Annotated in this window: 21 protein-coding genes; 13 read left to right on the top strand and 8 right to left on the bottom strand. The window is 65.5% G+C overall.

Annotated elements, in window-relative coordinates; translation table 11 throughout:
* Positions 1–15 precede the first annotated feature (15 nt).
* On the bottom strand, positions 16–504 hold the full coding sequence (locus V3B25_RS02245; protein WP_229301028.1) for a hypothetical protein: 489 nt from the start codon (positions 502–504) through the stop codon (positions 16–18).
* A complete protein-coding gene (locus tag V3B25_RS02240; protein ID WP_329809945.1) occupies positions 501–5213 on the bottom strand; it encodes an RHS repeat-associated core domain-containing protein in 4713 nt (1570 codons plus the stop codon). The genes V3B25_RS02245 and V3B25_RS02240 overlap by 4 nt, the downstream gene beginning before the upstream one ends.
* A 307-nt stretch (positions 5214–5520) precedes the next feature.
* On the opposite strand from V3B25_RS02240, the gene V3B25_RS02235 reads away from it, so the two are divergent.
* Positions 5521–6456 carry an aspartyl protease family protein gene (locus tag V3B25_RS02235; RefSeq protein WP_329809944.1) on the top strand — a complete coding sequence of 312 codons (936 nt, stop codon included), beginning with the start codon at positions 5521–5523 and terminating at the stop codon, positions 6454–6456.
* Between the two features lies 1 nt (position 6457).
* Here V3B25_RS02235 and V3B25_RS02230 read toward each other — a convergent pair whose 3' ends face one another.
* Positions 6458–7087 carry a cation transporter gene (locus tag V3B25_RS02230; RefSeq protein WP_329809943.1) on the bottom strand — a complete coding sequence of 210 codons (630 nt, stop codon included), beginning with the start codon at positions 7085–7087 and terminating at the stop codon, positions 6458–6460.
* Between the two features lie 84 nt (positions 7088–7171).
* Here V3B25_RS02230 and V3B25_RS02225 point away from each other — a divergent pair, with 84 nt between their 5' ends.
* Positions 7172–7582, top strand: coding sequence for a helix-turn-helix domain-containing protein (locus V3B25_RS02225; protein ID WP_101765602.1), 411 nt, complete (start codon positions 7172–7174; stop codon positions 7580–7582).
* Between the two features lie 30 nt (positions 7583–7612).
* Here V3B25_RS02225 and arsH read toward each other — a convergent pair whose 3' ends face one another.
* Complete coding sequence (arsH, locus tag V3B25_RS02220; protein ID WP_329809942.1) at positions 7613–8341, bottom strand: arsenical resistance protein ArsH; 729 nt, start codon at positions 8339–8341, stop codon at positions 7613–7615.
* A 17-nt stretch (positions 8342–8358) separates the two neighbouring features.
* Between arsH and V3B25_RS02215 the strand changes: the two genes are divergently transcribed.
* From V3B25_RS02215 to V3B25_RS02185, 7 genes are all read left to right on the top strand, one after another.
* The gene (locus V3B25_RS02215) at positions 8359–8688 is read left to right on the top strand and encodes a winged helix-turn-helix domain-containing protein (RefSeq protein ID WP_329809940.1); all 330 of its coding nucleotides are present in this window, start codon (positions 8359–8361) and stop codon (positions 8686–8688) included.
* 15 nt (positions 8689–8703) lie between these two features.
* Positions 8704–9207, top strand: a complete 504-nt coding sequence (locus tag V3B25_RS02210) for an arsenate reductase ArsC (protein WP_154352708.1) — start codon at positions 8704–8706, stop codon at positions 9205–9207.
* Positions 9208–9221: 14 nt separating this feature from the next.
* Complete coding sequence (arsB, locus tag V3B25_RS02205) at positions 9222–10253, top strand: ACR3 family arsenite efflux transporter (RefSeq protein WP_049423026.1); 1032 nt, start codon at positions 9222–9224, stop codon at positions 10251–10253.
* Between the two features lie 161 nt (positions 10254–10414).
* A complete protein-coding gene (locus V3B25_RS02200) occupies positions 10415–10762 on the top strand; it encodes an RcnB family protein (protein ID WP_329809939.1) in 348 nt (115 codons plus the stop codon).
* Between the two features lie 72 nt (positions 10763–10834).
* A complete protein-coding gene (locus tag V3B25_RS02195; protein WP_329809938.1) occupies positions 10835–11371 on the top strand; it encodes a nuclear transport factor 2 family protein in 537 nt (178 codons plus the stop codon).
* A 49-nt stretch (positions 11372–11420) separates the two neighbouring features.
* Complete coding sequence (locus tag V3B25_RS02190; protein ID WP_201116406.1) at positions 11421–12047, top strand: hypothetical protein; 627 nt, start codon at positions 11421–11423, stop codon at positions 12045–12047.
* Positions 12048–12129: 82 nt separating this feature from the next.
* Positions 12130–12522 carry a diacylglycerol kinase gene (locus tag V3B25_RS02185; RefSeq protein ID WP_107433733.1) on the top strand — a complete coding sequence of 131 codons (393 nt, stop codon included), beginning with the start codon at positions 12130–12132 and terminating at the stop codon, positions 12520–12522.
* Positions 12523–12571: 49 nt separating this feature from the next.
* On the opposite strand, the gene V3B25_RS02180 is transcribed toward V3B25_RS02185, so the two are convergent.
* The 4 genes from V3B25_RS02180 to V3B25_RS02165 all read right to left on the bottom strand — a co-directional run bounded on the left by V3B25_RS02180 (position 12572) and on the right by V3B25_RS02165 (position 15531).
* Complete coding sequence (locus V3B25_RS02180) at positions 12572–13327, bottom strand: DUF3307 domain-containing protein (RefSeq protein ID WP_201116410.1); 756 nt, start codon at positions 13325–13327, stop codon at positions 12572–12574.
* A gap of 96 nt (positions 13328–13423) precedes the next feature.
* A complete protein-coding gene (locus V3B25_RS02175; protein ID WP_152905247.1) occupies positions 13424–14122 on the bottom strand; it encodes a hypothetical protein in 699 nt (232 codons plus the stop codon).
* Positions 14119–14529 (bottom strand): hypothetical protein, encoded by a 411-nt coding sequence (locus V3B25_RS02170; RefSeq protein WP_201116411.1) that lies wholly within the window; start codon positions 14527–14529, stop codon positions 14119–14121. Before V3B25_RS02170 ends, V3B25_RS02175 begins: the two co-directional genes overlap by 4 nt.
* A gap of 84 nt (positions 14530–14613) precedes the next feature.
* Positions 14614–15531, bottom strand: coding sequence for a M14 family metallocarboxypeptidase (locus V3B25_RS02165; RefSeq protein ID WP_032129976.1), 918 nt, complete (start codon positions 15529–15531; stop codon positions 14614–14616).
* Between the two features lie 145 nt (positions 15532–15676).
* Here V3B25_RS02165 and V3B25_RS02160 point away from each other — a divergent pair, with 145 nt between their 5' ends.
* The 4 genes from V3B25_RS02160 to V3B25_RS02145 are packed head-to-tail and all read left to right on the top strand — an operon-like array spanning position 15677 to position 19607.
* The gene (locus V3B25_RS02160; protein ID WP_329809937.1) at positions 15677–16330 is read left to right on the top strand and encodes a DUF3348 family protein; all 654 of its coding nucleotides are present in this window, start codon (positions 15677–15679) and stop codon (positions 16328–16330) included.
* Between the two features lie 10 nt (positions 16331–16340).
* Complete coding sequence (locus V3B25_RS02155; protein ID WP_329809936.1) at positions 16341–18605, top strand: DUF802 domain-containing protein; 2265 nt, start codon at positions 16341–16343, stop codon at positions 18603–18605.
* On the top strand, positions 18602–19240 hold the full coding sequence (locus tag V3B25_RS02150) for an OmpA family protein (RefSeq protein ID WP_049423036.1): 639 nt from the start codon (positions 18602–18604) through the stop codon (positions 19238–19240). The genes V3B25_RS02155 and V3B25_RS02150 overlap by 4 nt, the downstream gene beginning before the upstream one ends.
* On the top strand, positions 19230–19607 hold the full coding sequence (locus tag V3B25_RS02145) for a DUF2894 domain-containing protein (protein WP_049423037.1): 378 nt from the start codon (positions 19230–19232) through the stop codon (positions 19605–19607). Before V3B25_RS02150 ends, V3B25_RS02145 begins: the two co-directional genes overlap by 11 nt.
* Positions 19608–19746 lie beyond the last annotated feature (139 nt).

The following is a 19746-nucleotide window of genomic DNA, read 5'->3' as shown; positions in this document are numbered from 1 at the left end:
CCGACATAAGCTCTTTCATCGCGCGACCGATTGTGGCCTTCCCGCCCGACATGCCAGCGGCGTAGCGCCCTTGTCCGGTGGAATCGCGAGTACATTCCAGCGCTCGGCCAAGGTGCGTTCGACACGGACAGAAAATGACTGGGCCTCGGCGGGCGTCCTTCCTTCAGAGAAGCCGATGGCTATTTCGAAGCGATCCAATCCGAGATTCCCCGCCTCCAGTCCCGAGCCATCTTCCCGCTTGACTCCGACGTAGACGACAGGACGCTTCACGTCGACCTTTGACCTGGCAAGCTGCCGATCCAATTCAGCACTGCCATCAAAGAACTGCATTCTTTCGTCCTTGGCGATAGCGCTGAGGGTCTGCTTGAACAGATCCAGGCCCTCTTGGTCGTGCACGCAGAACTGGATCATCTTGAAGGGCCGTTTTCCGATCGCGCAAGCGCCATCGGATAATCCAAATCCCACTCCAATCAGAAGTACCACTGTCAGGAGCTTTACCATCATCGTGGCCCAACGATGCAAAGCGTTGCGGCCAATGTCGCCGCCGGACCAAAAATCAGGAAACCAAGCGCATCGTTGAGTATCGGATTGGGCCCGGATCCTTCGCCCACGATTGTTATCTGCGACCCGATTCCCAGGGGCCCAGGCGCCACCTTCCACGATACCGTGCCTGGATGGAACTGATGGCCGGGACGCGTTGAATTCACGATTGTCATGCTCTTTGAGTCCACCCATTGCGAAATGTGGTTTCGTCCGCCGTTCCCGACAAGCTCAACGTCAGGGGTGAATCCCTCTCTGGCCGGCGGCGCACCTGGGGCACTTACCACCTTTGCAGCTCTGAATGCTGACTGCGGAGAGCAGAGACTGAATCGATCAATACGATAGACGTGATCATCCTCGCACAGACCAAACGGATCAGCAGCACCAAGCGGACCTGACGACACGTATGCGTAAGTTGCCATCCCCGCGTTCAATCCAAGGGGGTCGCTCTGCGAGTATCGCCCTGCTGCCGGGTCATACTCGCGCTGGTAGTTGTAGAACAGCCCACTCGCATCCGTTGCCTGCTGCCCTGGGAAACGCAGAGCCAGCTCGAACACCACACCATCGGCATCCGGGTCGGCACTTGGTATCTGGTTGCCGAACACCTCGCTCTTGTTGCTCCACTCCCAGATCGCGACATTCCGCACCGGATCAATCACCACGCGCGGCGTGCCCAGATGATCTGGTTGGACGTAGGCCAGCTCCGGCACGCCGGTACCCGGCACATTGATCAGCGCCACCAGGTAATTATCCAGCCAGATGGCCTGTTGCTGCGCCTGGCCCGTGGCCGAGTAGTTGCCCAGCCACTGCCCTGCCTCGTCATACAGCGTGATCTGCGCTGCGCCACCGGCCGGGGTACGCAGCACGCGCTCGCCACGATGGTTGTAGCCGTAGCTCTCCAGTGTGGCGTTACCCTGCTTCACCGCGTTCATGCGATTGGCGTCGTTATAGTTGAACGTCTTGCTGCCGATGCTGGTGGTGTTGCCCGCTGCGTCATAGGTGCGCGCCTCGCCATCCACCGCAGTCAGGCGGTGGCTGGTTGCGGGATAGGTGTAGCTGGCGGTACCTGCCGAGGTGGTCAGCGCGGTGCGATTACCGGTGGCGTCATACGCATAGGTTTCGATCGGTGTGCCGGTCGTACCGTCCTGGGTCTGGGTCAGGCGACCCAGCGCGTCGTAAGCGTACTTGGCCAGCACCGTCGAGCCTGTGCCGTTCTTCAGTTCGGTGATCGAACCCACCGGATCATAGCCATAGCCCAGCGACAGGCCGCCTGCGGCCGGGTCATGCACCGCCTGGGGGCGGTAGTCCAGATCCAGCGGACGCTGCAGCTGGCGACCATTGCCATAGGTCCAACCGGTCGCCGGGCCGAAGGCCGCGTAGGTCACGTGGTTCACCACGATCTGGCGGGCCTGGCCGGGCCGGGTCATGCCGATCTGGCTGATGCGGCCCTGGATATCGCGCACGTAGTCGGCCACGCTGCCGTCGGGGTAGGTCAACGCAGTCAGGCGACCCGACTTGCTGTAGACGTAGCGCAGCGTGCTGGCGACACCATTGATCGTCTGCACTTTACGGGTGACCTGGCCGAAGCGGTCATGGCAGTACTGGGTGCTGCCATTGGCATGCAGCACCTGCCCCAGGCGCCACTTGGCAAAGCGCTCGTCTGCGGCGCAGGCAGCCGGCGCCACGTCATAGCTGTAGCCCACATCCAGATTGGGGTCCGGATAGGCGACGCCGATCAGGCGGTTGAGTGCATCGTAGTGATAGGTGGCGGTGACGCCACGCGCATCGGTGGCCGTCTTGCGATTGCCGACCGCATCCACGGTGAAGCTGCTGGCGCCACTGTCCGGGCTGACCTGGCCGGTCAGGTCACCGAACCCGTTGTAGGCGTAGGTGGTGTGCAGTCCCTTCGGGTCGGTGATCTGGGTGACCTGGTCCAGCGCGTTGTACTGGCTGCGCATCTCCGCCGCCACGCCGCCGACGTTCCGCAGGGTCTGCGCCAGACGGTTCAGCGGATCGAACTGCTGGCTGGTCACCCGCTGCAGGGCGTCGGTCACCGTCTGCGGGTTGCCATTGGCATCGTAGGCAAAGCCGGTGGCGTGATTACCTGCATCCTTCAGCGCGGTCAGCTGGCCGAGCGTGTTGAACGTCCTTGCCAGGGTACGACGCAGGGTGCCGCCAGCATCCAGCGTGTCTTCCTTGAGGCGGTTGCCGGCATTGTCCAGCGTGTAGTGGATCGTGTTGCCTGCGTTGTCCTCGATGTCGGTCAAGCGCAGCGCAGCATCGTAGACGTAGGAAACGCTGCTGCCATCCGGCTCGGAGATCTTCTGCACCTGGCCCGTCGGCCAATAGCTCAGCTGGGTGACCCGATCCTCGGCAGTGGTCGCGCCGCGTACGGTGATCGAGGTCGGCCAGCCGCGAGCATGGTACGTGTAATCGGTGACCACGCCGTTGGCGTCCTTGACCGACAACGGCCGCCCGAACGCGTCGTAGGCCAAGGTCTCGACCGTCTGGCCCAGCGCATTGGTCACGCTGCGCAGGTCGCCCTTGCGATAGCTGCAGGCGCCATTGGCCGCGCATCCCGCATCATCCGCCGGGTAGTAGGCGTAGGTAACGGCATCGACCACATCCGTGCGCGGACCATCCACGCTCTTCAGCAGCCCTTCCACAGGGCAGCTCCCTGCCGCAGCCACGTCCGCAGCTTCGCAATACGTGTAGCTGGTGATGCGCGCCTGACCGGAAGCGATGTCGGTCACCGTGTTGGTTGTCGGCTGGCGCCGGGTATTGAAGGACGTTCGGGTTTCACGATTGCCGATGCGGGTGGTCAGTACCGCATTGGTTTCGACGTCGCGCGCGGTGGTCACCGCCCGCTGTTCGGGCAGGCCGACCGCTTCGGTCACGGTATGGATGCTGACGGCACGACCGCTCACCGGGTCGGTGCCCTGCGCATAGGTGTGCTTGGTCTGGATGCCGCGGTGATCGGTGTAGGTATCCAGACGGCGGCGGAAGTCGACACTCTGGTCGTAGTAGGTCCGGCTGACGGTTCCCTGCGAATCACTCAGGCCGGTTACCTTGCGCGACGGCGCGGTGTCGCCGCCGGGTGTCAGGGTGTAGTCGGTCTGCCGCCCAAGCGCGTCAGTCACGACTGCACCGCCGTTGGGGCTGTAGGCGAGCGTCACGCCATCGGCACCGCCAGCGTGCTGACTGGAGATAACACGGCCGATGGAATCATAGGTAAAGGTGCTGTAGCGCCGACCGTCCTCGGCGGTGATGCCGGTCAGGTGCTGGGGGAAGTCCTGGTTCTCGTAGTGATACGTGCGCACCCCGCCACCCGCATAGGTCACCGTGGCGACCTGGTTCTGAGGCGTGTAGGTATAGGTGGCCAGCGGAATGCCTTCGACTAGCACCGAACTGATCAGCGCCTCGTAGTCGTTGGACTGGTAAACGAACTCCAGCGTGCGGCCACTGCTGTGGGTGACGGCCGCAAGGCGATCGCTGTCATCGTAGATATAGGTCAGCGACGTGCCATCCGGGAAGCGCTTGGCGACCAGACGCCCGTCCGGGCCGAAGATCGAGATGGAATCCGCCGAGTACAGGGTCCAGTTGCCGTTCTGGACCAGACGATCGCCACTGTCGTCGTCCGCCTCATAGGCCTGGCCGATTTTCTTGAATGCCCTTTGGAAACCGGTACTTTCAATGATGCCCACACTGTCAACGCCATCCAGTGCCAGGTGGGCGCCCAGCGAGTGGGTCCAGCCATAGCCGAAGCCACCGGATGAGGTGGAGATGCCGGAGTGATAGAAGCGCGTCAGCGCGATCCAGCCCAGATCGAAGTCCGGCGCGATCTCGTACTTCTCGCCCGTTTTGACGTCGCACGGATTGCCGACATTGCCGTCGCAGGTACCGCCGTTGGAGGCCGGGTCCTTGTCGGGAAGCGGACTCATGTTCGTAGCTGTATCGTTACGGGACATCGGGCAGCTGCCGTTGCCGCCATCCTTGTCGCACTTCTGCGACTTCGAGGTGATGGTCGCAACGAACTCTTCGCTGACGCAGGCGCTGTGCTTGTTGGACCACTGCGTGAGCGGAACCGGGCAGTTCAAGCGCCGGGTACGCGCGACCGCAACCGTCCCGGTATACGGGGTGCACGGCGATTCAGCCGTATTGTTGCCAGCCATTGAAGTCAGATCGTAGTAGCGTGACTCGATGACACCTTCCTGATCGGGCGAAGCCGCAAACCAATCGCCAGACGGAGTGACCGCCGCCCCGGGGCACACGGGATTGCTGGCTTGTTGGTCCGCAAGAAAATCGGCCACCATCGCCTCTTCCGTCGGGAATATGTCACGCCCGATGTAGGACCAGTCCGGGTCGGAGGGCTGCGTCTTCCCCATCCAGTAGGTGATCGACGTGTTTCCGTTCAAGTCCACGACTTTCGACTTGATCTTGTCGACAGATTGCCAGCCGAACTGGAACTCCGGTGGGAACGGGCTGGGTGCGGGCAGGTTCTTGATGGCAGCCACCGCCGCCTGTTGGGTCTTGTATTGCGTCGCATCGCCGCCGGGCTGCGAAATGCGCCAGGTAATCTTGCTTTCCTGCGCCTGTGCCACTGCAGAGGCGAAGCAGCCGAGGGCAACCATCGCCAGCACGGCACGCGAGAGGGTCTTCAGTCGTTCCAACATCCCTGTTCTCCTTCCTGGACGAACACAGCGCCGGCGGGAACGAGAACGCGGGGGTAGAGCCCCATCACGTCATGCTTCGGATCGTCCCTGGTCCGGAATGCGGCAGTGCCACATGCCGCCTTTATCGTTGAAGGCGAAGACATATTCAAGTCAAGGCCTGCGACATCCGTCACATTTCGACCCGCGCGGATTTCAGATCCAGCCGATTACCGCGACAGCTTTCGGCGCAGCCTGCGGGCAGGAAACACCTGCAACCGCCTGCCTCCCTCACGCATCAGCAGATCCTGGACACCCATGGAACAGGATCATGAGGCGCATTCCCCCGCATCGCCGTACCGCACTCGGCGCTCGCCGTTGGGGCAGCATCGCCATCCTCACTCTGCTGACGCTCTCCGTGGCCACCCTCGCCTCGCCCGTGCTGGAGAGCGCCTGTTCCCTCGCCGCCCGCCCGGGCGAGCGCATCATCGACGTTCCCTTCGACATCGTCGACGGGCGCATCTATGTGGAGGTGCAGGTCAACGGCAGCGGCCCGTACCGCTTCGCCATCGATACCGGCGCCAGCGGCATGGCCCGCGCGGACGCCCGCCTGGTGCGTCAACTGGCGCTGCCGGCGGACGCCAGCACCCGCCACTCCGACGGCGTGCAGACAGCCTGGGCCGATACGGTGCGCATCAACGCCCTCGCGCTCGGAGGGCTGCGCCACAGCGACGTGACCGCGCTCACCCGCGACTACAACGCACGGCAATCCAAAGACGCAGTGTTCGACGGCATCCTTGCGCGCGGATTCTTCGCTGATGGCGTGCTGATCATCGATTACCCGCAACGGCGCCTGCAGTTCCGCCGCGACATCGATCTCCTGCCCGCGCAACCAGACACGCTGGCCTATGCACGCGCCTTCCGCATCCCGGTGAAGATTGGAGCAGTCAGCACGGAGGCGCAGCTGGACACCGGCGCCAACGTCGCGATGGTGCTGCCCACCGCACTCTTCCGGCAGGCCGCCGGTATCGCAGTGACCACCGGGGATCGACTGACCCTCAGTCACGGCGAGGTCGATGGCGGACGCGCACGGCTGGATGCCACCGTATTGATTGGCGGCCTGGCACTGCAGGGGCTGCACGTACGGGTGTCCGAGCGCTATCCCGAAGCGGTGGTGGGCGCCCATGCGCTGCAGGAAGCGGTGGTGCTGATCGATCAGCGCAGCCAACAGGTGGCGATCTGCCCAAGCAGGCACCACCGCAACTGAGTCACTGTCGGCGTGCTGCCCGCCATGCCGGCCACGCTTCCGCGATCACGCCCACTGCCGACCTCAGGAACAACAGGGCGATCACCGCACCGACGACAATGTCCGGCCAGCCGCGCCCGGTCATCGCCACGCCACCTGCGGCCACCAGCACGCCCAGGTTCGCGGCCACGTCATTGCGCGAGCACTCGAACGTGCTCTTCATGTTTATGTTCAAGCTGCGGAAACGCCACAGCAGCGCCAGGCAGGTGAGGTTCGCCACCAGGGCAATGCCACCGAACATCAACATCAGCGTGCTGGACGGTGGCACGCCGTTGACCAGCTTGCCGGCCACTTCGAACACGATGAACACGAAGAAGGCCAGGATCAGCAGGCCCTTGGCCAGCGCCGCGCCCGCTTCCCAGCGCGCGCCCCGGTTTACCGCCCACAGGCTCAGGCCATAGACGATGGCATCACCCAGCATGTCGACCGCATCGGCCTGCAGGGCGCTGGATCGCGCGGCAAGGCCCGCGCCGAACTCGATGAAGAACATCGCCAGGTTGATTGCCAGCACCGCCACCAGCACCCGCTGCTGGGCGCTGTGCAGCGCTATCGATGCCAGCTCCTGGCGCTTGTGGCCGCAGCACTGGTCCATGGGGGCGCTCCGCCGGGCGTGCCCGGGCTTGAAATGAAAGGGAGCTGCCTTTATCAACCTTGTAGCCCCTACAAGGTCAAGCCCATGACAGCCCCACTCACCATCGGCCAGTTGGCCCGCCAGACAGGCACCAAGGCAGAGACCATCCGCTATTACGAAAAGATCGGCCTGCTGCAGCCGCCGCTGCGTTCGCAGGGCAACTACCGCTGCTACGACGCACAGGACCAACGGCGGCTGGCATTCGTGCGCCGTGCGCGCGAGCTGGGGTTCGCCATCGAGCAGATCCGCGAACTGATCGCCTTCGGCGAGCAACGCGAGCACCAGTGCAGTTCGGTGGATGACGTGGTGAAGGCACACATTGCCGACATCGCGCGCAGGATTGCCGACCTGCAGGCGCTGCAGGGTGAGCTGCAGCGGATGATCGGCAACTGCCCCGGCGGGCGCGTGGCCGATTGCCGGGTGCTGGAAGCCCTGCAGCCCGCGCCGACTAGCTGAGCAGGAACCGCACGCGATTCGGCACCCGCCTTAGACGCCGGTCGCTCCCGCCGCCCGCGCCAGCTCCACCGCCAACGCATCGCCCTTGCGCTCGCTGTAACGGTCCACGAGGTAGTCGGCGCGGCCGCGGGTGAGCAGCGTGAACTTCACCAGTTCTTCGACCACATCCACCACACGATCGTAGTAGGGCGAAGGCTTCATCCGCCCGTCTTCGTCGAACTCCTGCCAGGCTTTGGCCACCGACGACTGGATGGGAATGGTCAGCATGCGCATCCAGCGGCCCAGCACCCGCAGCGTATTGACCGTGTTGAACGACTGCGAGCCGCCGCAGACCTGCATCACCGCCGGCGTCCGGCCCTGGGTCGGCCGCACGCTGCCGTCTTCCAGTGGCAGCCAGTCAATCTGGTTCTTGAACACGCCGGTCACCATGCCGTGCCGCTCCGGGCTGACCCACACCTGCCCTTCCGACCAGTGCGACCACTCGCGCAGCCGCTGCACTTCCGGATGCCCCTTGTCCACGCTGTCCAGCAGCGGCAAGGCATGTGGATCGAACACGCGCGTTTCGCAGCCCAGATGCTGCAGCAGGCGTTCGGCTTCCAGTGCCAGCTTGCGGCTGAACGATTGCGGCCGCAGTGAGCCGTACAGCAGCAGGATGCGTGGTGGCCCCTGGCGTTCGGCGGCCAGCCGCTGGTGGTCAGGCTGGGGAAGCGAGGCTTGCCTCAGATGGGGCAGCGAAGGACTTGTGCTCGGCTCATTCATTCCACTATTCTAGAAATATGGAAACGTCAAATGCAATCGTTGCGCTCACCGCACTCGGCCACGCCACCCGCCTGGCAGCCTTCCGCCTGCTGGTCGAAGCCGGCCCGGCCGGTCGCATGGCCGGCGACATCGCCGCAACGCTCCAGGTTCCTCCCGCCACCCTCAGCTTCCACCTGAAGGAGCTGGTACAGGCCGGCCTGGTCGAGAGCGAGAGCCAGGGCCGCCACGTCTGCTACCGAGCGAATTTCAGGGCAATGAGCGGCCTGATCGAGTACCTCACGCACAACTGCTGCGCCGGTTCGCCCAGCGAACAGTGCGCGCCGTCGGGCAATCCCTGCAGCTGCTGATTCGGAAACGCCACCATGTCCCACTCCATCCTGTTTCTCTGCACCGGCAACAGCGCGCGCAGCGTGCTGGCCGAAGCCACCCTGCGCGCATGGGGCGGCGACCGCTTCACGGCCTACAGTGCCGGCAGCCACCCGACCGGCCAGGTCAATCCGTTCGCGCTTGCACAGCTGCGCGCGGAAGGTATTCCGGTGGCGGGACTGCGCAGCAAATCCTGGGATGAGTTCGCCGACGCGGCTCCGATGGATCTGGTGATTACCGTCTGCGATGCGGCGGCAGCGGAAGCCTGCCCGGTGGTGTTCGGTGATTTCATCCGCAGCCATTGGGGTCTGCCGGACCCGGCCGCGGTAGGGGGCAGCGATGCCGACAAGGCTGCCGCCTTCGCCCACGCGCATGCCATCGTGAAGGCACGCGTGCAAGCCCTGCTGGCGCTGCCCGGGCAGGTGTGGCAGGACCGCGGAATGCTGCAGCAGGCGCTGGACCAGATCGGCCATCTGCTGCCGGCAGCGCGCACGCCATGAGCACAGCGGCACCCATGGGCCTGTTCGAGCGCCACCTGACGCTCTGGGTCGCGCTGTGCATCATCGTCGGCACGCTGCTCGGGCACTTCCTGCCAGGTGCTTTCGCCTCCCTGGCGGCGGCTGAAGTGGCCAAGGTCAACCTTCCGGTGGCGGTGCTGATCTGGCTGATGATCATTCCGATGCTGCTGAGGGTGGATTTCGGTGCGATGCGCCAGCTGGGCCAGCACTGGAAAGGCATCGGGGTGACGCTGTTCATCAACTGGGCGGTGAAGCCGTTCTCGATGGCGCTGCTGGGCTGGCTCTTCCTGCGCCACGCCTTTGCCGACTGGCTGCCCGCCGGCCAGATCGACAGCTACATCGCCGGCCTGATCCTGCTGGCCGCCGCGCCGTGCACGGCCATGGTGTTCGTATGGAGCAACCTGTGCCGCGGCGATGCCAACTTCACGCTGAGCCAGGTGGCACTGAACGACGCGATCATGGTGGTGGCCTATGCGCCGGTGGTGGCGCTGCTGCTGGGGCTGTCGGCCATCACCGTACCGTGGGATACGTTGCTGCTGTCGGTCGGCCTGTACATCGTGGTTCCGGTACTGGTGGCCGCATTGCTGCGGCGCTGGATCCTGTCGCGCCATGGCGAATCCGGGCTGCAGACGGCGCTGCGCCAGCTGGGGCCACTGTCACTGTCGGCGCTGCTGCTGACGCTGGTGCTGCTGTTCGGGTTCCAGGGCCAGCAGATCGTGCAGCAGCCGATGGTGATTGCGTTGATCGCGGTCCCGATCCTGATCCAGGTCTATTTCACCTCCGGCCTGGCCTACCTGCTCAACCGGCGCCTGGGTGTGGCGCATTGTGTGGCCGGGCCGTCGGCACTGATCGGCGCCAGCAACTTCTTCGAACTGGCGGTGGCGACGGCCGTGGGCCTTTTCGGTGTCCACTCCGGTGCGGCGCTGGCCACGGTGGTGGGGGTGCTGATTGAAGTACCCGTGATGCTTTCGGTGGTGAAGATCGTGAACCGGTCACGCAACTGGTATGAGGCGCGCGAGCGCGCTTGAGGCGGCCATGCCGGAGGCGGCGGCGTCGTGCCCGAGCCGCCAGCTGCAACGCCGTGGAATGCGCCCTGCTGCTACGGTGACAGCTCAAAAGTCCGTTCACATTCCTTGATCCATACTCCACGGCACGACGCCGCATGCAGCGGCAAGGCCCGGAGGTTGCGATGAACACCGCACGCTTGTTCGCCATTGCTTTGACCACGGCTGCCGCGCTGGCCGCGGCACCGGCCTTCGCCGATCCGCCGCACCATGCGCGCGGCAACGGGCCACCGCCGCACGCCGGTGGCCCGCACAACCGTGATGCACCGCCGCCGGGCTGGCAGAAGAAGGCCTGGCGTCGCGGTGAGCGCCTGCCATGGGCGGAAGTGGACCGCCGTTACTGGGTGGATGACTATGCGAGCTACCACCTGCGCGAGCCGGGCCGCGACCAGCGTTGGGTCCGGCAGTCCGATAGCGAGTACCTGCTGGTGGAGATTGCTACCGGGTTGATCATCGACGCGCTGCATCGTTGAATGAAGGGATGCGCCGGGGCGCTGATGTAACGAAATGCCCCGGCAGCATCCCCTTGTCCCCGGAAGCCGCAGATGCAGACATCAAGAGCACCACTCGCCCTCCTCGCGCTTCTGCTGTCAGCGTCGCCAGGCCATGCCGGCAACAACAGTCCAGCCCACAGTCCAGCCGATGAAAAAGCCATCGAACAGGTGGTCGAATCGTTCCGCACCTCGTTGATCAACAAGGACAAGCCGACCTACATGGGCCTGTTCTTCTCGGACAAGGCGGAAGACATCGGCTGGCAGTTTGTCTCCGAGGATGTGCGCCTGCAGGACATCCGCAAGGCCAAGCCCGATGCGATCAAGGCACGGCAGATTCCCGCCAACAACTTCATCGCGCTGATCGACGGCGTCGTTGCGTCGCCGAAACCGAAGGAGGAGAAATTCTTCAACACGAAGATCGAAACGGATGGCGATGTGGCCTCGGTGTCGTTTGACTACAGCTTCCACGACGATGGAGTGAAGACCAACTGGGGCAAGGAGATGTGGCAACTGGTCCGCACCGAGCGGGGCTGGAAGATCTTCTCGGTGATCTACTCGATGCGCGATTCACGCAGCCCGGCCGAATGAGTGATCTGTCAGACTGGCGCCCACCGTTCACCTACGCCAGCCAGACCCGATGACCCGGATTGCCGACCTCAACGCCGACCAGCTCGCCCACCACGCGCTCAACATCTTCATCGCCCAGGGCCGTCACGTGGAAGGCGCACGGGTGATCTACCGGGCGCTGCAGCTGGACCCGGACCATCCCGCTGCACTGCGCTGCCTGAGCGATTTCCTGGCCCACCAGGGCACCGAGCTGTTCGCAGCGGCCACGCTGGAGCACGCGCTGTCCGGCGCCGTTCCACTGAATGACGATGCGCGCCGGATGCTGGATGACCTGCGCTTCCTCGACATCTGGTCTTGGGGATTCTCCCGGCACGTCTCCGGCGAAACCAATCTCAGCGGCGAAGCCTTCCAGCAGCGCGAGGACTTCATCTTCGATGGCCCGGCCTATGCGGCCTTCCTCAACACGGTCACCGAGCCGGCCGGTTCGTTGCAGGGCGCCTTCCAGGCGGCCGTCCGCATCTGCGGGCTGATGTCCGGCCTGCTGCGCCACCCGGAGAAGGACAATCCGGCGTTCGATGATGTGCTGCGATCCTCCGCCTTCGTCGAGACCGAGGCGTACCCGGCTTGGCTGGCCTCGCCGACGGACGATCTGGATGCCCTCGACCAGGCCATCCAGGCGCAGCGCCAGGCCGGCTGAAGGAAAATCCAACGGGCGTCCGACGCTTTCCCGACGCCCGCCTGCACATCCTGTCGTGAGATCACTTCATGGCAGGACCGGCATGCAGCCCCCCTCCCCCAAGGACAGCGGTAAATACCCGCATGGCAAGACCGGCCTTCGCCGCATCTTCTACACGCTGATCCATTCGCGCGACGGCTTCATCGCCACCTTCCGTGGCGAAGCGGCCTTCCGGCAGCTGTTGCTGCTGCATGCGCTGCTGATCGCCACCGCGTTCCTGCTGGACATCAGCCGAGTCGAACGCGCCGTGGTGCTGGCGGTCTGCTTCATCAGCCTGCTGGTGGAGCTGCTGAACTCGGCCATCGAAGCGGTGGTCGACCGCATCTCGCTTGACCACCACCCACTTTCCAAGAACGCCAAGGACATGGGCAGCGCCGCCCAGACCACCGCACTGCTGATGGTCGGCACGGTGTGGGGCGTGATCCTGCTGGGTTAGCTCGCGCCCAACCCGCCATGCATGGCCCGGCGCCACAACGCCGCAGCCGCTAGCGCCAATGCGAGATGGCGAGCTTGGTCAACATGGTTGCGGCGATGGCCCAACCGAAGCTGAGCATGGTACCGATGATCACATATTCGGTGTGTGCCCGCGCCTGCCGGTCGGCGAAGCGCAGCACCGATTTGGCGGCCAGCATCAACCCCACGCCCTCCGGCTGGCCCAGCAGCAGGAACATGAAGATCAGGCCCCTTTCCAGCCGCCCGATATAGCGCCCTGCGGTCTGCATGCCCTTGTGATCGTCGCTCTGCGCGGCTGCGGTCGTAGGCGCCGATTCGGCGCTTCCCATCTTGAGTCCTGCCGTGAACGGCGCAAGCAGCTTCTCCACCAGGACGCCGCCGACGTTGACCACCAGGATCAAGCCGCTCGCGATCGACATGCCCTGATACATCAACAGTTGGACCTGGGTCGGGATCATCCCGTACCAGCCATCGCGGGCAACGTGAGGGAACATCAACGCGATCAACACGATGAAGACGATATGCACCAACTGGTCAATGACGAATGCGTGCACACCATCCGGGAGCCAATGCACCTTGATCCAGTCCATCACCGCATGGCTGAAACCGATGATGAGATAGACCCATGGGTTGATTGAACCGGTCAGCGCGGCGATGACGAGCAGCACCACTGCTACGTGCAGCAGCAAGCCATGCAGTTCCTGCTTGCGCGCGATCATCTTCGTGGTCTGCAGCACGAAATCGGCGACAAGGTGAGCGGTCAACAGTACGAGCAGCGTTTCAAGCATGTCCTTTCTGCCTGTGAGTCCTTCCTGTGACTCGCGTCGCGATAGCCAAGTCGCCGCCAAAAGCAACGAAATTTAGTTGCTTAAGCCAAAGCAACGCTATTTAGTTGCTTTTCCAGAACCGTGAACGCTCCCGTACGGCTGCATCAGTGCACGTTCAGCCGCCGTGATCAGCGCCAGCAAGGCAAAGACGCCAGCATCGTGATAGACCCGGTTCACCGATTGTCGGTGCCGGTTCAACGCATTGGCAGCTTCCAACTGCGAGGGGGCATCGGGGATCAGAAACAACGACGCCACCTCAGCCTGACTGCGTGTCCAGCGCGCAACAATAACATCGCAGGCAGACACCACTGCCGGTAACCAGTACAGATCCTCCCGTTGTACTGGCAGGGCTACGTCCATGTCCTGCGTGCGCCCCATGGATTCAAGCAACCGACCGGACAGCACGAATGCCTCACCCAGCGAACGCGACACCGCCTTCCGGTCCAATGCCTCTACCGTACCCAGTCCAATCGCGATCCGCGTGCGCGCCCGCGACTCCGACGCGGCAAGCTTGGCCTTGATCCAGGTCGCCAACCTCAGGAAACCGTGCGGCTGGGTGACCGCCAGCTGCCAGGCGTCGCCCCGGTAGAACTCGGGGCCGACAATGCCCGGCCCAGGCCACTCCATGGCCTGGGCCACGGCAACGGAAATCACTTCACGGACGTCATCAATGGTGGCCGCGTCCATCTCCGTGGACTTGACCAGGTCGCCGGTAAGCACGGCAATCAGATCAGACGATGTATCGGGCATGTTCATACCTTGGGCTGCACAGGCTGTACCTCACAGGACATCTGCGGCTGGCCAGCGCCGGCCACATCTGTGCCAGGCCCGCTCAACGCCATTCTACCGTCGTAGCGGTTGATCACCGCCTGCAGCCTGCCCGCGCCAGCGATCGAAGGAAAATCCAGCCGATACAGGTTCGCCTCCACCTCCAGCTTGCCCGCGCGCGCGCTCGGACGGTTGACCCAGACCACCGACGCCTGGCCGGAGTCCAGGATCAACACCATCGGCGCCTGGGGCGTGGCGCTTGTGCTGCTGCAGGACAGCTGGATCACCCGCGGCGGCGTCAGATCGAGCGCCGACAGCTTGCATCCACCGAGTGCGGTCGTCGCCACCAGGACCGATACGAGTGATGGCCGGAGCAGAATCTTGATCGTGGTCATCGCCCGATCGTAACCCGACAATCGATCCTATGACCCGGCGCATCGTGCAGGAACCTGCCGGGTCCGCTTGCACACCCACGTGCCTTACTTCGTCAGGGCGAAATCCAGGCCTGCGCACACCGCCGCCACCTGCGCATCATTGCATTCCTGCGGGTTGGTGCGCGGGCTGTCCGGGTAGACCTCGGTGGTGGTGGCAAAGCGCGCGTCGGTGAAGCCGGCGCAGGCGCCGATCGAACGCGACTCGCCCCAGACCACGCCCGGCGACTGCAGCGGCAGGCCGACCAGGTTGCCTTCGGCGTCTGCCGGGGCGATGTGGGTGATGGGCGCCACTGCGGCGATCAGGGCCTTCTGGAACTCGGCCTGCGGATCTTCGCTGTTGCCGATCACGTAGAAACCATCCGGAATGGTGTCGCGCTCGAACGGCTTGCCGTCGCGGGCGCAGCGCGCCGGATCGAACTCGTGCAGGTCGCTGTCGGTGGTCTCGTGCAGGTCCAGGTGCACCAGCAGGTTCGGCTTGCGCTCGGCCACCCAGCGCATCAGCGCGGCGGCTTCCTCGATCTGGCCACCGTCACGGAAGCTGCGGTTCGGGTCGATCGCATCCGGGTTCCAGCGCTGGATGCGCTCGTAGCCCCACGGGCTGACGCACGGCGCCACGATCAGGTTCAGCCGGCCCAGGTAACGCTCGGCCTGCTGTTCCAGGAACTGCAGGGCGCCATGCACGCCGCTGGTCTCGTAGCCATGCACGCCGCCGGTGATCAGCGCGGTCGGCAGCGCCGGGTTCCAGTCGTGGTTGACCACGGCGAACAGCGGGTAATGGTCAGGTGCATAGTCCAGCTGACCGTACTGGATTACATCGAAGCTGTCGTCCAGGCGTTCAAGGGCGGCCACCACGTCGTCGTGGTAGCTGCGCTGGCGCTGCTGGCGGGCCCGCCACTGTGCGCGTTCCGCGTCGCCCCAGGGCTGTCCGGGGGTGCCGATCGGGTAGAACTGCGCAACAGTCATGGGGTACTCCAAGGGTCGAACGGGATGGGTGCAGCCGGTCATTCTAAGCCTTGTCGCGCCTGCGGGTCCCCTCCCCCGGCCCCGCCTTCATCCAGGCCGGGTCATCTGGTTGTAAAATCGACGGTTTTTGGCCCCTCACCCCTTGATGGCGAACGCAGCGCAGCCGGTCCTGGGTGGACCGGAATTCCTCCGCCTGCTCGCCCGTCTCAGCGACGGCGCGATGCCGGCCAGCAGTCCCGCCCTGACCGATCGCCTCGGCCAATGGGTGGACTGGAGCCGTGCCGTGGCCCTGTCCGGGGCGCTCGGCGGACGCCTGCCCGAGCCGGGTGAGGCCACCGAAGCGGCCGGGGATGTGCTGGACGACTGCGCCCAGGCCCATGCCAGCCTGCTGGCCTCGATCAGTGAGGATGCCGAGGCCGAGCGCCTGCTGGATCTGGCCGAAGCCGCCGCCGCACCCAACTTCGCCTCGCTGCGCCAGCGCTACCGGGTACTGCAGCAGGCCATCCAGACCGCCACCGGGCGCCTGCGGGGCCGCCTGCGCGATCAGCTGGTGCAGGCTTCACCCGAGCTGGCACGGCTGGCCGAGGTCGATGCGGTGATGGAACAGACCCTCACCCCGCGCGAGCACAGCCTGCTGGCCACCGCGCCGGCGGTGCTCGGCGCCCGTTTTGAACGCGTGCACGGCCAGCCCGGCTGGCGCACGGCCTTCCGCCATGACATGCGCACCCTGCTGCTTGCCGAGCTGCAGCTGCGCTTCCACCCGATCGAAGGGCTGCAAGACGCCCTGCGCTCCCACTGACCGGAACACCATGTCCAGAACTGCTTTCCATGTCGTTGTTTTCCTTGTCGGCCTGCTGGCCGTGTGCTGGATCGGCATTGGCTACGTTTCGGTGCATCCACTGGGTGCAGCGGTGGCGGCGATCATCGCGGCCTGCTACATCGCTGGTGGGGTGGAGCTGTACCGTTACCGCCAGGCCAGCAACGGCCTGCGCAGCGCGCTGAGTGACCTGTCCAGCGCGAAGGAAAGCCTTGCCCCCTGGCTGGAGCGCGTGCCGATGGGCCTGCGCAACGCCGTGCGCCTGCGCGTGGAAGGCGAGCGCACCGCCCTGCCCGCGCCGGTGCTGACCCCCTATCTGGTTGGCCTGCTGGTGCTGCTGGGAATGCTCGGCACCCTGCTCGGCATGATGGACACGCTGCGCGGCACTGGACTGGCCCTGCAGAGCGCGACCGACATGGCAGCCATCCGCGGCTCGCTGGCCTCGCCGGTACAGGGCCTGGCGGTGGCCTTCGGCACCTCGATCGCCGGTGTGGCCAGCTCCGCCATGCTCGGCCTGCTGGCAGCGCTGCTGCGCCGCGACCGCCTGCAGGCCGTGCAGCAGCTGGACCGCGCCATTGCCGGCGACCTGCACCCATACTCGCAGGCCTGGCAGCGCGCCGAATCGCTGCGCCTGCTGCAGGCGCAGTCCGCCGCACTGCCGGCGCTGGTCGACCGCCTGCAGGCGATGACCAACAGCTTCGAACAGCACAGTGCAGCCGCCAATGAGCGCCTGCTGGCCGGCCAGGCCGAGTTCCTGACCCAGAGCCAGGCGCTGCAGGAACGCCTGGCCGTCTCGCTGCAGCAGTCGCTGCGCGAGGGTGCCGAGGCCAGCGCCGCCGCCATCGGTGGCGCGCTGCAGCCGATGGCCGAGACCACCCTGGCCGGACTGGCCCACCATGGTGAGGCGCTGCATGCCCGTGTCGAACAGGCGGTGCAGCAGCAGTTGTCTGGCCTGAGCGAAGGCTTCGAGCGCAGCCGCGTGGCGACCGAGGCCAGCTGGGCCAAGGCGTTGAGTGAACAGAGCCAGACACAGCAGGCACTGGTCAGTGATCTGCGTCAGCACCTGCAGGCCTTCAGCGATGGCCAGGGCACGCAGGCCGAAGCACTGGTGACACGCATCGGCGAGCGCCTGCATGCCGATGCCAGCGGCAATGCCGAGGCCTGGCGCGCCGCCGCCGATCAGCAGCAGGCATTGAATACCGCGCTGGTCGAACGCCAGCAGCAGGCATTGCTGGCCACCAGCGAGCATCTGGACGCGCGTGCGCAGGCGCTGCTGCAGGCACTGGAACAGCATCACAGCGCCAGCCAGTCGCTGCTGCAGGATCATGAAGAGCAGCGCTCGCAGCAGTGGCAGGCCGCGCAGGCCGCCGCCGCGACCGCGCACGCCGAACTGCAGGCCAGCCTGGACAGCCGCGAGCAGCAGCGCCAGGCACGCTGGGATGCGGTCAGTGCCGAACTGCAGCAGGCCCACGCCGCGCTGCAGGCCCAGCTGCAGGCCGGCGACGAACAGCGCCTGCAGCGCTGGAGCGATGCCCTGCAGCACGTTTCCGCCGATCTGGCCGAGCGCCTGCAGGCCAACGGCGAACGCCTGGCTGCGCAGCAGCAGCAGGTCTGCGACACGCTGGCCGAGACCGCACAGCAGATTGGCGAGAACGGTCGCGCACAGGCCAGCGCCACGCTGGCCGAAGTGTCCACCCTGCTGCAGACCGCCGCCGCTGCGCCGAAGGCCGCCGCCGACGTCATCAACGAGCTGCGCAGCACGCTCTCCGAGAGCCTGGTGCGCGACAACGCGATGCTGGAAGAGCGCGGCCGCCTGCTGGCCACCGTGCAGACCCTGCTGGATGCGATCAACCATGCTTCGCACGAGCAGCGCACCGCGGTGGACGCGCTGGTCGACGGTTCGGCCGAGCTGCTGGAACGCGTCGGCAACCGCTTCACCGACCATATCGCCGCCGAGACCGGCAAGCTGGATGGCATTGCCGCAGCGCTCAGCGGCAGCGCCGGTGACGTCGGCCAGCTGGCTGGCGCCTTCGGCGACGCGGTTGCGCAGTTCGGCAGCGCTTCCACCGAGCTGTCCGGCCGTCTGGAACAGATCGGCGGCGCACTGGATGCCTCGCTGGCGCGCAGCGACGAGCAGCTGGCCTACTACGTGGCGCAGGCGCGCGAGGTGGTCGACCTCAGCCTGCTGTCGCAGAAGCAGGTGATGGAAGAACTGCAGCAGCTGGCCACGCGCCGCGGCAAGGCCGGCAGCGCATGAGCGACGAGCTGGAGGTCGATGGCGGTTCGCACGCCCCGATCTGGGCCGCCTTCGGCGACCTGATGTCGGTGCTGCTGGGTGCGTTCGTGCTGATACTCGTCGGTGTGGTCGCCGTGCAGCTGGAGCTGTCGCAGCGGCTGGACCAGGAAGTGAAGCAGCGCCAGGCCGAAGCCAAGCGCCTGCAGACCCTGGAACAGGCACTGGCCGGCCCGTTGGCCGCCGGTCGCGTGACCTTGGTCGATGGCCGCATCGGTATCAGCGGCAGCGTGCTGTTCGCGCTGAACTCGGACCAGCTGCAGCCGGAAGGCCAGGAGCTGCTGCGCAGCCTGGCCGCACCGCTGGCCGCTTACCTGGGCACGCGCGAAGAGATCCTGATGGTCAGCGGCTTCACCGATGACGCACCGGTGCGCGAAGGCAACCGGCGTTTCGCCGACAACTGGGAGCTGTCCGCGCAGCGATCGCTGACCGTGACCCGCACGTTGATTGCCGATGGCGTACCGGCCGATGCGGTGTTTGCCGCCGCGTTCGGCAGCGAGCAGCCGGTCAGCTCCAATGCCGATGAAGCCGGCCGCGCGCGCAACCGCCGCGTGGAGATCGCGCCGATTCCCAAGCCCAAGGCCCCGGATGCCAAGTAAGCCGCCCGCACTGGAGGGCCTGCGCGCACTGGTGCGCGACCTCGATGCGGGGTCGCGCTCGCTGCCGCATTACCCGCAGGTGCCGATGCTGGCGCAGGTACAGCGCGAGTGGTCGGAACTGCGCAGCGAACTGCAGGTGCGCCGCTCGCTGCGCACCGAGGCCCCGGCCGATGGCGGCCCGCTGAACTCGGCGGTGCTGGTGCAGCGCATGCTGGACACGATGCAGGCGACCAGCCCTGGCTACCTGCGGCATTTCATCGACTACGTGGACACCCTGTCCTGGCTGCAGGCGCTGCAGGATGGCGCCGCCAGCGGCGGCGATACCGCGAAGCCGAAGCGTACGCGCAAGCCGCGCAACGCGGGCTGATCGCGCGTTGATGCTAACCTCGTTCGGCACCCCTGGATACGACAATCCTTTTCCGCGCTCCTGGTAGACGCCAACCTTGGTTGGCGCTCCACCAACGATGCTGCGCATGCCAACCAAGGTTGGCATCTACCAATGCATG

It is taken from the genome of Stenotrophomonas sp. SMYL8, assembly GCF_036320065.1.
GTDB classification, from domain to species: domain Bacteria; phylum Pseudomonadota; class Gammaproteobacteria; order Xanthomonadales; family Xanthomonadaceae; genus Stenotrophomonas; species Stenotrophomonas maltophilia_A.
This window is presented reverse-complemented; position numbering and strand designations above follow the sequence as displayed.